Origin of the sequence: Galbibacter kalidii, assembly GCF_026241135.1 — a bacterium.
GTDB lineage: Bacteria > Bacteroidota > Bacteroidia > Flavobacteriales > Flavobacteriaceae > Galbibacter.
Genome location: NZ_JAPFGA010000010.1, coordinates 30,135 through 44,177 on the forward strand (window position 1 = coordinate 30,135; position 14,043 = coordinate 44,177).

The window sequence follows — 14,043 nt, forward strand, 5'->3', positions numbered from 1 at the left end:
CGGTTAGTTCTGTTTCGGCTCTGTATAATAAATCTCCAGTTGTAATTTTTTTGCCTTTTCACTCTCAGGAACATTTGATCCAAAAAAAACAGTTCCGAACGGATTTGATATTGATGCTTGAGGAATTTTAATTTCTTCATCTTGACTGTTAAAAGCCGAAACATTCAATGCGTTCAAGATGCTATTGGTTGTCGATAATGCCAACTTTGTGTTGGTAGAGTCATTTCTTATCAGGTCATTCACATATTGAGTGATTCTGAACTTATAACGAGGTCCTATTTCATTATCTTCATCCAATTCACCACTAAATATAGCATAACTTGTTGAATCCACCCCAGTATTTCCGACCAAATCAATGTTATAATCTATCAAAGTACGTTCATTACCAATATCATAGAGATACATACGCTTTGGTAAGGTCAAATCGCTTTTCTCTGGCAAAGCAGCTTCATCTACATAAAACATCAAATTGGCTTCGTTGATCAACCATCCATTTTCTTTGGCTTGTTGAAAAGCTGTAGTAACGCTGGTTTGGCCTCCCAAGACATCGATCTCTACATAACTTCCGGCTCCTCCGCGAGCATATAGCCTTGAAGCATTAAGCCCGGGAGTCATTTCATCTTGAATTTCCTGAGAATAAGCTTCTTCCTGGATGTAATTCACTTTATTTCCGGTAAGGTTTAATCTGAAAGTATCTTCTTCTACAACCAAGGTTCCATCATCATCACTGTTGTAGTCATATTCGATTTCAATATAAGCATTGTTGAGATTGAACAACATAGCCAATTGATTCTCGGGCACCTCAACAGAGGTATAAACCCCTCTCAAAAATTCTTTGAAGTTGTTTTGGCTTGCCAACATACTACCTCCTTCATTGTCGATGATATTTTCCTGAAAAAATGCTTTGTCCAGCTCAACGCGAATCCGTGGTGACAGCCTTTCGGAAGGTATTGTTGTTTCATCTACATCTGTTTCCGGATCATCCTCTTCATTTTCAAAAAACAAGATTTCCTCTTCATTTATTGTATAAGAAGGGTTTTCATACAAAACAGTTGTTGCAAACATACTGGGGTCTTCGTCTGAAAAATACTCTTGAGACTCCTGAAAATTACTGCTGGGATCCAAATCCCTTAAATATTTTGTGAATTCCTGTACTTTCAAAGTAAATGTAACATCCCTGTTCCCTATGATGGAATCTACACGATAGGGTCTGCTCTCTGTTTCATCAACATCTGTTGTATCACCCACTACACTAAAAAAAGGAATATTCAGATACACCGCAGTAACGGTTTCGTTTTCTTCAGTATCCAACACCGCTTCATTTCCCGGTGATTTTGTTCCAAAAACAGGGTTAGCATTTCCCAATGTCAACTGGGCGGCAAACGAGGTTTTATACACACCAAAAACAGGGTGTCTATAATTCCCTAGTTGATAGGATGACAATCCGTCTGTTCTAACACTTTTCAATTTTTTATTGAACGCCTCGACGTTGAATGTCTTTTTATTCGTCGTTATATCTCCACTGTCGATCATATCGACACCAATGGTATTATAATCCCTCTCACAAGCCATAAAAAACACAACACTCCCAATAATGAGCAGTGCTTTTAGCGCATAACTTACTTTTAATCTCATCTCAATCTCGTGTCTTTGGATTTTTAACTTAAAACTTTTGTTTCGTAAAATGTATGATACGCCTCTTCGAATTCATAAATGGACACATAAGGCTGTACAGGGACGGAAAGTGAATCTATGTGTTTTTGCAGGTCTTCAGGAATTTCTTCTGAAGCGATGACAACGCCATCAGAATTATCTACTGCTACTTTTAACACATTACTATATGTTGGATCTCCCAACGGTTTAATTTTTTCTTCTTCAATCCCGTCAAACTTAATCTTGTTCATCATCTCCTTGTCTAACGCACCTTCAAAACCTTTGTTGTAAACAGAGGTTATTATTTTACTCTCGGCAAATAATGGCTCATCTGCATAATATTTTTTCAAATACAGTGGCAACAGTGAAGCCATCCAACCGTGAACATGAATAATATCAGGATTCCAGTTTAGTTTTTTGACAGTTTCCACAACACCTTTGGCAAAAAAGATGGCACGCTCGTCATTATCAGGGAATAAATTCCCATCCTCATCTGTAAATGTGGCTTTTCTTTTGAAATATTCTTCGTTATCGATAAAATAAACTTGAATTCTTTCTTTCGGAATAGAGGCAACCTTAATAATAAGTGGCATATCCATATCGTTTACCACCAAATTCATTCCCGACAAGCGGATTACTTCGTGCAGTTGATGCCTTCTTTCATTAATATTTCCAAAACGAGGCATAAAGATTCGTATTTGTCCACCTCTATCGTTCACCATTCTCGGACTCTCGTAAGCCATTGAAGACACTTCATTTTCGGGTAAGTAAGGAACCATCTCAGAAGCGACAAATAATACTCTTTTGTCTGTCATAAAATCAGTTTATTTCTTTAGACTAAGGTTTAAAGCACGCAAAAATACAAAAAATATGCCTAATTAGTTTAATTTATATAGCTTTGCACGCTGTTAATTTTTTACAAAATGCAAATTTTTAACCAAAAAGAAGCATTCATTTTATTCCTCAAAAAGGAAAAAGAGCAAAATCCGATCACAGGCCTAGTACCTACTATGGGAGCTTTGCACCAAGGGCACCTCAACCTTGTTCAAAAGGCTATTGAGGAAAACGAACTTGTGGTCGTGACTATTTTTGTAAACCCAACACAATTTGACAACAAAACGGATCTTGAAAAATACCCCAAGACCTTCGAAAAAGATGTCGAAGCACTGAAAACCATCAGTGACAAAATTGTTGTTTTCGCACCTTCTACTGAAGGTATCTATGACAATCAGGTGACTTCGGAAAAATTTGATTTCGACGGACTTGAATATGCGATGGAAGGGAAGTTCAGAACAGGTCATTTTGACGGTGTTGGCACCATTGTAAAAAAATTACTCGAAATCGTAGGACCTACCAATGCTTATTTTGGTGAAAAAGATTTTCAGCAACTACAGATCATCAAAAAACTAGTTGAAAAGAACCACATTCCTGTAAATATAATAGGCTGCCCCATCAGCAGGGAAAAAAACGGACTCGCCATGAGTTCGCGTAACGAACGCCTGCCGGATGCGTTAAGAAAAGAAGCTGGTTTTATATACCAAACCCTCCTTCATGCCAAGAAAAAGTTTGGCACAGAAAGTGCACTAGATACAATAAATTGGATAAAAGAGCAATTTGAGTTGAATCCGAATTTTTCTTTGGAATATGCTGAAATTACTAACGAAAAGACATTAAAACCTGTTAAAACAAAAGAAAAAAACAAAGATTACAGGCTTTTCGTTGCTGTTTACGCAAATGATATAAGACTGATAGATAATATTGCTCTAAATTAATACCTTTGTAACATGCAAATTGAAGTAGTAAAGTCTAAGATTCACAGAGTTACGGTCACCGGTGCCGACCTGAATTATATTGGGAGCATTACCATAGACGAAGCACTTATGGAAGCCGCAAACATCATTGAAGGGGAAAAGGTGCAGATCGTAAATATCAATAATGGCGAAAGGTTGGAAACCTATGCCATAAAAGGAGCTAAAAACAGTGGGGAAATTACACTCAATGGCCCTGCTGCCCGTAAAGTACAACGCGGCGATATCATCATTATTATTTCCTACGGGATCATGGATTTTGAAGAAGCCAAAAACTTCAAACCGTCTTTGATATTCCCCAACGAAAAGGATAATAGCCTGACATAAACTTGAAAAAGAAACTGATAAAAATACTCAAAACCATACTCCCACTATTGTTGGGAGTTTTTTTAATTTGGTATTCTTATTCACATACAACCCCGGAGGATCGAGAAAGCATCATCAATGCCATCAAAGAAGCGAATTACTTTTGGGTCATCGTTTCTTTGTTTTTAGGCTTTTTAAGTCATTTTTTTAGGGCTTTGCGATGGAACTTACTACTAAAACCCATGGGATACACGCCGAGTATTTTCAACAACCTCATGGCTATTTTTGTCGGATATCTGGCTAATTTGGGTATTCCGCGTTCGGGGGAAGTCCTTAGGGCTACCAGTATTTCTACCTATGAAGACATTCCATTTCAAAAATCATTCGGAACTATTATCGCTGAGCGGGTCATTGATGTGATCATGCTCTTGCTCATCATCTTCATCACCGGAGTGCTTCAAACAGAAATCATAGCCGATTTCTTCATGAGCAAGGACATCAATATTACTAAACTTATTATTATTACCGGTATCATCGGTATTCTGGGTTTATTCTTTTTATGGCTCGTCAAAAAAGCTAAAAATGGTTTTTTTGGTAAGGTCAAAACCTTTGTTCAAGGACTTATTGAAGGTGTCACCAGCATTTTCAAAATGAAGAAAAAATGGCTGTTTATCTTTTATACATTTTGTATCTGGATACTCTATATCGGCATGTTTTGGATCGTTAAATTCAGTCTTCCTGAAACCGCCAATTTGCCCATAAGTGCTATTTTGGCAGCATTTGTCGCCGGAGCTTTTGCCATGAGTGCCACCAATGGCGGCATAGGCCTCTACCCTATCGCTGTTAGCAAAATGCTCCTTATTTATGGTATTTCAAAGGCTTCAGGTGATGCCTTTGGATGGATCATGTGGTCTTCACAAACCATTATGGTGGTTATTTTTGGAGCCCTGTCTTTTCTTTTTCTCCCTATTTACAACAGAACACGTTCATAGAAAAAATAATTTTTCTATCTTTAAGCCACCAAATCTAATGCCATGAATGAGTCAATTACCTCGGGGGAAGCCTGTGAGGCACTAAATGGAAAAACCAAAAAACCTTTTGACGCAAGCCTGCCTGTTCGGCAGACAGGCGTCAGAACTTTTAAAATTAATGAGTCAATTTTTTATTCTATCGTTTTTCTGTGTGCCATTATTTCTAATGCACAAGTAACAAAGACCTCTATCGAATCCTATAAACTGGGAGAAAAAAGAGACCTTCAACTTTATGTCCCTGAAGATTATTCAGCTGAAAAGACATACCCTCTTATCGTTGTTTTGGACGCCGATTATCTCTTTGACATTGTTGTAGCTAACACAAAGTTCTATGCTTATAAAGATGAAATGCCGAAAAGCATTGTCATAGGAGTTAATCAAGATAAACTCCGGTATGACGATTGTTTTTATAACGACGATAATAGTTTCCCGGATAAAAAAGGAAACCTGTTCTTTGAATTTATCGGTATGGAACTCATCCCTATGGTTCAAAAGAATTACAATTTAGCCAATTTTAAAGCTGTAGTGGGACATGGCATTACCGCCAACTTCACCAACTACTACCTCTTCAAAAACAATCTCCTTTTTGATGCCTATGTCAATCTTTCGCCTTCATTTGCACCTGTCATGGAAAGCAAAATCCCTGAAAGGTTAAGTACTATTGAAAACATGACGTTTTATTATATGGCCACTGGAGAAAACGACAGGGAAAATAACCAACGCATCAACGTTTTTAACAACCAGATGAAAGGCTATACAAACAAGTCTATCGAATATTATTATGACAATTTTGAAAATGCCGATCACTATTCTGTAGCTTCATATGGAATCCCCAAGGCCTTCGATAAAATTTTCAAAATATATAAGCCCATCAGTGTTGAAGAATACAACAACAAAGTCTTGGAACACAACGGTCCTGTGGTGGAATATCTCACCAAAAAATACAACACCATAGAAGAACTTTTTGGTTTTAAAAAGCACATTAGCCTCAATGATATGATGGCAATCTATGCTGCTACCAAAAAGAAAGAAGACTTGCCTTCCCTTGAAGAACTGAGTAAAATTGCCAAAAAAGAATATCCAGACACCATGCTTGGGTTTTTCCTTCAAGCAGAATATTTTGAGCAAATGGGCGAACCAAAAAAAGCCATGCGTACCTATGAAAAAGCTTTTGGTATGCAAGAAATTGATTTTATTACCAAAGATCTAGCTCTGGATCGTATCGATGCACTGAAGGCTGATTTTGGATGGTAAGACCAATTGTGTTAAAACAGCACTTATTTTCGGGTAAATTTGTATCTTTCACTTCTTAACGGAAAATATCATTATGAATCTTAGGGTACTTCTATTACTGTCTTTATTTTTTAGCTTGTTTCAAGAAGCGTCTTCACAGTCCAGAACAATTTTAGAATTGTCTGACGGATGGAAATTCCAAAAGGGAAAATCGGAAAATGCTTTTCAAAAAGATTTTAACGATTCCCGATGGGAAACTGTAAGCGTTCCTCACGATTGGGCTATCTATGGACCATTTGACAAAGAAATTGACAAACAAGAGATTGCTATCGAACAAAACGGTGAAAAAGTGGCCACCGAAAAAACCGGAAGAACCGGTGCACTCCCCTACATAGGTGAAGCATGGTACAGAAAAGACTTTAAATTACCCCAGCTTGACGGGAACAAAAAAGTATTGATAGTTTTTGAAGGTGCCATGAGTCAGCCACAGGTGTATATCAACAGTGAAAAAGCAGGAAGTTGGAATTACGGTTACAGTTATTTCTATTTTGATATCACCGATTATGTTTCAGCAGATAAAGAAAACAATTTGGCCGTTCAACTATCAAACGTAGGAGAATCTTCGCGTTGGTATCCCGGTGCCGGCCTGTACCGAAAAGTCCGCATCATTGTAAAAAACAAGGAAAATTTTAACCAATGGGGAACTTTTATCACTACCCCTTTTATTTCTTCTGAAATGGCTAAAGTCAACATCAAAGCCAAAGTTTCAGGAGAAAACCTCAAACTAAAGACCAAAATTTTGGACGCTGACGGAAATGAAGTAGCAAGTGGTGAAGCTTCTACCCTCTTCGGAAATGAATTTGAACAAAATATTGCAGTTGACAACCCCAATTTATGGAGTCCGGAAACACCTTATTTGTATACCGCGGTATCACAACTTTATTCCGGTAACGAACTCAAAGATGAAAAACAAACCCGATTCGGCATTCGGGAAGTCAAATATGAAGCTGGGAAGGGTTTTAGCCTAAACGGCAAAGTGAGAAAATTTAAAGGTGTTTGCCTACATCACGATTTAGGCCCCTTGGGAACAGCAGTTAACAAAACCGCTTTGCGTAGACAATTACGTATTTTAAAAGACATGGGAGCCGATGCTGTTCGTAGCGCTCACAATATGCCTTCCATGGAACAACTCGAATTGTGTGATGAAATGGGACTCATGTTTATAGCTGAAAGTTTTGACGAATGGGCAAAGCCTAAAGTAAAAAACGGCTACAATCGCTTTTTTGAGACCGATGCGGAAAAAGATGTGGTGAATTTAGTTCGTGCCACTCGTAATCATCCAAGCATTGTGATGTGGAGTTCCGGTAACGAAGTCCCCGACCAATGGGGTTCAGAAGGGGTTAAACGCGCCAAGTGGCTACAAGACATCTTCCATAGGGAAGATCCCACACGTCCGGTGACCGTTGGGATGGATCAGGTACAAAACACCATGGAGTCAGGATTTGGTGCCCTGTTGGATATCCCCGGATTGAATTACCGTCTCCATCTTTATGAAGAGGCCTATGAAAAATTTCCACAAGGATTCATTTTAGGTTCTGAAACCGCTTCAACAGTGAGTTCAAGAGGTATCTATAAATTTCCGGTTGAAAAAGCTGCCATGAAACAGTATGACGATCGTCAATCCTCTTCTTATGACATGGAATATTGTAGTTGGTCCAACCTTCCTGATGATGATTTTGTATTACAGGATGATAAAGATTGGGTGATTGGGGAATTTGTATGGACGGGTTTTGATTATTTGGGCGAACCTACACCTTATGACGGAATGTGGCCATCCCGAAGTTCTTATTTTGGGATCAACGATTTGGCAGGTTTACCTAAAGATCGCTTTTATCTCTACCGTAGCCGATGGAATACCGAAGATGAAACACTACACATCCTACCCCACTGGAACTGGAAAGGACGTGAAGGCGAAACCACCCCGGTTTTTGTTTATACCAGTTATGATAGTGCCGAACTTTTCTTAAACGGAAAGAGCCTCGGCGTACAAAAAAAGAACGACAGTACTCCTCAAAACAGGTATCGCTTGATGTGGATGGATGTAAAATACGAACCCGGAACACTCAAAGTAATTGCTTTTGACAAAGACGGAAATCCCGCAGCGGAAAAAGAAATGAAAACCTCGGGAGCTCCACACCAGTTGGTCTTGGATGCCGACAGAACCACCATCAAAGCCAATGGAAAAGATTTGTCGTTTGTTACCGTATCTGTAGTTGACAAAAATGGAATCCCGTGTCCAACGGCTACCAATCAGTTAAAATTTGATGTAAAAGGAAAAGGGAAATTTCGAGCAGTATGTAATGGAGATGCCACTTCCTTAGAGCCCTTCCATTTACCAACGATGAAATTGTTCAGCGGGAAACTGGTCGTGATTGTCCAATCTTCTTCCGAAGCAGGGAAAATCGAACTCTCGGTTAAAGGAAAAGGACTTAAAAGTGCTGAGATTGTTTTGAAATCTGTTTCTGAAGATGAGTAATAAATAATGTGGTGTTTAAAAAACCGTCACGGAACCTGCCTAACGGCAGTCAGGTTCACGGATAATTTTTTGGTTTTATGAGACTAAAAAGGGGTAAAAGTTGTCAGTTCGAGCATTATTAAGATTTATTTTGAATTGAAGATACCAAGCAAAGCTTATCGAGAACTAATCGTATTGACTATCAATAGGTTTCGACTGCGCTCAACCTGACATTCAATAATCAAAAAGACTTTTTAGACATCAGAATAAAAAACATTCGTACTTCCGTGACTGACTTTGTTTTACAATAAGGCACAGCAATTCTACTTTCGGGCACAGTAGCTTTACATCTTCCCACGGTAATTTCACATTCTGGCATGGTAATTTTACATTGAGGCAAAGTAACTTTACATTCTTCCGAAGTTATTTTACATTCTTGCACAGTCATTTTACATTTGGAGTACAACGGTTTTACATTTTGCTAAAGTAGTTTTACATTCTCGTAAGGTAACTTTACATTTTTGCGAAGTAATTTTACATTTGAACACCGTAAGTGAATAATGCTTGGGCGGAAAGTATTTCAGTCTAACTGCAAGGAGCACAAAGAAATGCGCAAAGTACGCTAAGGCAACAAAATTTTTACAACCCTTCGAGGGATTGGAACCCTCGAAGGGTTCATCAGAACATTCCTGCATCCGTGGCTAAAAACAAAACGAACTAATTTGTACCTTTCCAACTTTAAAACTGTAAAAACGGAATGGCTAAAGTAAAAACCTCCTTTTTCTGTCAAAACTGCGGCACCCAGTATGCAAAATGGCAAGGACAATGCAGTGCGTGTAAAGAATGGAACACCCTGGTAGAGGAAATTATTCAAAAAGAAGATAAAAAAGGCTGGAAACCCACCGATACTGCTTCCAAAAGAACAGCCAAGCCGTTAAAAATCCACGAAATTGACAGTTCGCAGGAAATGCGGATGTCGTCCGGTAATATGGAGCTCGATCGTGTTTTGGGTGGAGGGATTGTTCCGGGTTCCGTAACCCTGCTCGGAGGTGAACCGGGCATCGGGAAGAGTACACTTTTACTACAAATTGCTTTGCAACTTCCGTTTAAAACCCTTTATGTTTCGGGTGAGGAAAGTCAGAAACAAATAAAAATGCGCGCAGAACGTATTTTTCCCGATAGTGAAAATTGTTTGGTGCTTACAGAGACCAAAACACAAAACATTTTCAGGCAAATTGAAGAAACCCAACCCGACATTCTTATTATCGATTCCATTCAAACCCTTCATACTGATTTTATAGAATCCTCGGCAGGAAGTATTTCCCAAATCCGGGAATGTACATCAGAACTGATAAAATTTGCCAAGGAAACCCACACCCCTGTGATCCTGATTGGACATATCACCAAAGACGGGCATATTGCCGGGCCGAAAATACTAGAACATATGGTAGATACCGTACTTCAATTTGAAGGCGACCGAAACCATGTCTATCGAATATTAAGAGCTCTAAAAAACCGTTTCGGCTCTACGGCCGAACTCGGTATTTACGAAATGTTGGGCAATGGTTTACGGGAAGTAGCGAATCCGTCTGAAATATTGATCTCTAAAACCGAAGAAGACCTCAGCGGAACTACGATTGCCGCTACGCTGGAAGGTATGCGTCCGTTGATGATTGAAGTACAGGCTTTGGTGAGCACTGCAGTTTACGGCACTCCGCAACGCACCACCACAGGCTACAACGTAAAACGTCTCAATATGCTTTTGGCGGTATTGGAAAAAAGAGCCGGATTCAGACTGGGTGCCAAAGACGTGTTTTTAAATATCACCGGCGGAATTTCCATAGACGAACCCGCTATCGACCTCGCCGTAGTGACTGCCATACTTTCCAGTAATGAAGACATCGCTGTTGAAAAAGACTACTGCTTTGCTGCCGAAATAGGTCTTGCCGGGGAAATAAGACCCGTACAACGTGTGGAACAACGTATTTTGGAAGCTGAAAAATTAGGGTTTTCCACCATTTTTATCTCCAAACTGAATAAAATCTCTATTAAAAATCCGAAAATAAATATCCGAAGGGTTGCCAAAATAGAAGATGTAGCTGCGTTTTTGTTTGGGTAAAAAGCCACTAATTCACGGATGATTTTTTATTGGAACAAACGAAACCTCACAGGTTTTCAAAACCTGTGAGGTTTGGTATTCGTAGGTGACTAAACACGACATGAGCCAAGAGGCTGGCACAAGCGTCCACGCTTGTGCCTTTTATACTTTCCCTTAAAACTAACTTTATTAACCAATAACCCTTAACATTCATTAAGGTGCAGGATTCGGAATCAATTCATGTATTTTATTGATCTCCATTAACAATTCCGGACTCAATTCAACATTAATACTATCAATATTCTCTTTAAGCTGCTCCATGCTTGTAGCTCCAATAATATTACTGCTTACAAACGGCTGTTGGTTGATAAAAGCCAGTGCCAATGTCGCTAAGGACAGTCCGTTTTCCTTTGCTAGGTCGTAATACATTTTGGTTGCTTTTAAGGCATTTTCACCGTTGTAACGAGCGAACTGTGGGAATAAGGTAAGTCTTGCATTTTCTATCCCTTTCTTGTCGATATATTTATCCGTCAGCCTACCGAAAGCCAATGGGGAATAGGGTAACAAGCCCACTTCTTCTTTCATGGATATTTCCGCCAGGCCGATTTCATAGGTTCTGTTCAATAAATTATACGGATTTTGAACTGTGCGAATACGCGGAAGGTCGAAATATTTACTTTCCTCCAAATAACGCATCGTACTCCACGGCACATCGTTGGAGAGTCCAATATAGCGGATTTTTCCTTCCTTTATATAGCCCTCCAATATCTGTAAAATCTCGTTGATATTATCTTCCCAAGCATCATCTGTGATGTGGGTATAATCCCGTTTTCCGAAGAAATTGGAGTTTCTATCCGGCCAATGCAGTTGATACAAATCGATATAATCGGTCTGCAACCTTTTCAAGCTATTATGCAGCGCATCGTCGATCATCTTTTTGTTGAACCGTTCATCATCGCGAATGCTGTGCCTATTTCTGTTGCTAGGACCCGCCACTTTGGAGGCCAACACAATTTCATCCCGTTTTCCGGTCTTTTTAAACCAATTTCCGATAATGGTTTCCGTTGTTCCCTGAGTTTCCTTTTCGATAGGAATGGCATAAAGTTCTGCCGTATCAAAAAAGTTGATGCCCTGATCAACCGCATGATCCATTTGTTCATGACCTTCAGCTTCGGTATTCTGTTTGCCCCAAGTCATGGTTCCCAGGCATATCTTACTTATTTCAACATCAGTTTTGGGTAGTTTAGTGTATTTCATGTGTTTATTTTTATTGTTTTTTAAAGGACACATGGAACCTCGCATTCATAATCATTTCTTTGTGTGTCGATTGCGACATGCTCGGTTTCATTTGTTTAGCAATTTTTTAAAAGGAAAAAGAAGTTGTCTAAAGAGTAATTCAAATTGCACATTGTCAGGTTGAGCGCAGTCGAAACCTATCGATCTTCAAAACCATTTAGTTCTCGATAAGCTTTGCTTGGTATCTTCAATTCAAAACATATTTTGAATCTCGATAATGCTCGAACTGACAGCGAATTACTTTTCAAACAACCTCTTCTCAAAAATAGTGATTTTATATTTTCTAGATATCGTTTAACAATTTTGTAATCTCATCGAGTTTGGGGGTTAAAATAACTTCAATCCTTCTGTTTTTTGCTTTTCCTTCGGTAGTCGTGTTTGTTGCTACAGGCACAAATTCTCCCCTACCGGCTGCTGTTAGGTTTGCCGGGTTTATACTACTGTTTGCTTGTAATATCTGAACAATAGCCGTCGCCCTTTTGGTCGAAAGATCCCAATTATCCTGTAGCGGACCATTACCACGATAGGGAACATTATCGGTATGTCCTTCAATAAGAACATTGATATCCGGGTTTTGCGCCAAAACGGTTCCCAATTGTTGTACTGCTCTTCTTCCGTTCGCGTTTACCGCCCAGCTTCCGCTTTGAAAAAGCAATTTGTTTTCCATGGAAACATAAACTTTCCCGTCGCGCTGCTCTACGGTAAGTCCTTTTCCTTCAAAATCCAGCAAGGCTTTGGAAATAGCATCTTTTAGGTTTTTCATCGCTGCATCTTTGGCGGCAATCATGCTTTCCAATTCGTCAACCCTTTTAGAGCGAACTTCTAACTGTTTTTTCAATGCTTCCAGTCGGCTACTTTCTGCTGCCAATGCTTTCTCCTTATCTTCCAGTTGTTGTAACAGCTCCCGGTTTTTTCTAGCATTCGCTTCAATGGCAGAGCTACTGTTTTCCTCCAAGGCATTGTATGAAGCCCGAAGGTTTTCCAGATTGTTTTTTGCAGCAGCATAATCTTGTCTCAAGCGATCTCTTTCGGCTGTAGCTTCTTCATAGGCTTTTTCCAATGCCGTGAGTTCGTTTTGCAAACGGTTTTTCTCAGATTCCAACCCCTGATTTTCATCTCTCAAGCCCTTACTTTCCTCTTTCAAGGCATTGTATTTACTTTCAAGATCGTTATATACTTTAGATGATACACAGGAACTGCAAATCCCTATAAAGATCAATCCTATGGTTATTTTTTTTAACATGTTTTTTTATTATTATTGGTTTAGTCAACTCTCTTGGGGCAAGTTTGTCTACCGGCAAAGGCAGGGCAGTCAGGTTAAATCTACTTAGTGGGCTTCCAATTCCACTAAAATCGGACAATGGTCGCTGTGTTTAGCTTCAGGTAATATAACGGCTCTTTTCAGCTTTTCTTGTAACGGTTCTGCTACCATATTATAATCGATACGCCAACCTTTGTTATTGGCACGGGCATTAGCTCTGTAACTCCACCAGCTGTAATTATGCGGTTCTTTATTAAAATGACGGAAACTATCAACGAATCCGCTATCAATAAAATTCCCAATCCATTCCCTTTCGACCGGAAGGAATCCTGAAACTTTTGCATTGCGCACCGGATCGTGAATATCAATAGCTTCGTGACAGATGTTATAATCGCCACAAATCACCAGATTGGGCACTTCCTTTTTCAATTTATTTACATATTCCTGAAAATCGGCCATATACTTCAACTTGTGTTCCAAGCGGGCCATATTCGTCCCCGATGGCAAGTACAAGCTCATCACTGAACAGCCGTCAAAATCTGCTCTCAGATTTCTCCCTTCAGCATCCATATAATCGATTTCTGTTCCGTAAGCCACATTTTTAGGTTTAGTTTTGGAGAGAATCGCCACCCCGCTATATCCTTTCTTTTCTGCGCTGAACCAATAGTGATACGGATAGCCCGCTTCTTCAAAAACAGAAAGATCCAATTGTTCTTTCAAGGCTTTAATCTCTTGTAGACAGATTACATCGGGGGTTGCTGTTTTCAACCAGTCGATAAACCCTTTTTTGATTGCCGCCCGTATTCCATTTACGTTGTATGATATGATTTTCATATGTTTTG

The 14,043-nt window shown here is 39.4% G+C and carries 11 protein-coding genes; 6 read left to right on the forward strand and 5 right to left on the reverse strand.

All coding sequences use genetic code 11. The features are described 5' to 3' along the window. Positions 1-3: 3 nt before the first annotated feature. Positions 4-1,635 carry a BamH family beta-barrel-assembly machinery protein gene (bamH, locus tag OOZ15_RS11285; protein WP_265956515.1) on the reverse strand — a complete coding sequence of 544 codons (1,632 nt, stop codon included), beginning with the start codon at positions 1,633-1,635 and terminating at the stop codon, positions 4-6. 23 nt (positions 1,636-1,658) lie between these two features. Continuing rightward, positions 1,659-2,468: a glycogen/starch synthase gene (locus OOZ15_RS11290; protein WP_265956516.1), complete on the reverse strand. Its 810-nt coding sequence runs from the start codon at positions 2,466-2,468 to the stop codon at positions 1,659-1,661. Between the two features lie 108 nt (positions 2,469-2,576). On the opposite strand from OOZ15_RS11290, the gene panC reads away from it, so the two are divergent. From panC to radA, 6 genes are all read left to right on the forward strand, one after another. Further along, a complete protein-coding gene (gene panC / locus OOZ15_RS11295) occupies positions 2,577-3,425 on the forward strand; it encodes a pantoate--beta-alanine ligase (RefSeq protein ID WP_265956517.1) in 849 nt (282 codons plus the stop codon). A 12-nt stretch (positions 3,426-3,437) separates the two neighbouring features. Continuing rightward, positions 3,438-3,788, forward strand: a complete 351-nt coding sequence (panD, locus tag OOZ15_RS11300) for an aspartate 1-decarboxylase (RefSeq protein WP_265956518.1) — start codon at positions 3,438-3,440, stop codon at positions 3,786-3,788. Between the two features lie 2 nt (positions 3,789-3,790). Then, the gene (locus tag OOZ15_RS11305; RefSeq protein WP_265956519.1) at positions 3,791-4,759 is read left to right on the forward strand and encodes a lysylphosphatidylglycerol synthase transmembrane domain-containing protein; all 969 of its coding nucleotides are present in this window, start codon (positions 3,791-3,793) and stop codon (positions 4,757-4,759) included. A gap of 42 nt (positions 4,760-4,801) precedes the next feature. After that, a complete protein-coding gene (locus OOZ15_RS11310; protein WP_265956520.1) occupies positions 4,802-6,052 on the forward strand; it encodes an alpha/beta hydrolase in 1,251 nt (416 codons plus the stop codon). Between the two features lie 73 nt (positions 6,053-6,125). Then, positions 6,126-8,567 (forward strand): glycoside hydrolase family 2 TIM barrel-domain containing protein, encoded by a 2,442-nt coding sequence (locus tag OOZ15_RS11315; RefSeq protein ID WP_265956521.1) that lies wholly within the window; start codon positions 6,126-6,128, stop codon positions 8,565-8,567. A gap of 736 nt (positions 8,568-9,303) precedes the next feature. Beyond that, on the forward strand, positions 9,304-10,665 hold the full coding sequence (gene radA / locus OOZ15_RS11320) for a DNA repair protein RadA (protein WP_265956522.1): 1,362 nt from the start codon (positions 9,304-9,306) through the stop codon (positions 10,663-10,665). Between the two features lie 192 nt (positions 10,666-10,857). Here the strand turns inward: radA and OOZ15_RS11325 are convergent, their stop codons facing one another. The 3 genes from OOZ15_RS11325 to OOZ15_RS11335 form a co-directional block, all read right to left on the reverse strand. Beyond that, entirely contained in the window at positions 10,858-11,901 is a 1,044-nt protein-coding gene (locus OOZ15_RS11325) for an NADP(H)-dependent aldo-keto reductase (protein ID WP_265956523.1), read from the reverse strand. Between the two features lie 322 nt (positions 11,902-12,223). Continuing rightward, positions 12,224-13,183, reverse strand: coding sequence for an OmpA/MotB family protein (locus OOZ15_RS11330; RefSeq protein ID WP_265956524.1), 960 nt, complete (start codon positions 13,181-13,183; stop codon positions 12,224-12,226). Between the two features lie 84 nt (positions 13,184-13,267). After that, complete coding sequence (locus OOZ15_RS11335) at positions 13,268-14,035, reverse strand: exodeoxyribonuclease III (protein ID WP_265956525.1); 768 nt, start codon at positions 14,033-14,035, stop codon at positions 13,268-13,270. Positions 14,036-14,043 lie beyond the last annotated feature (8 nt).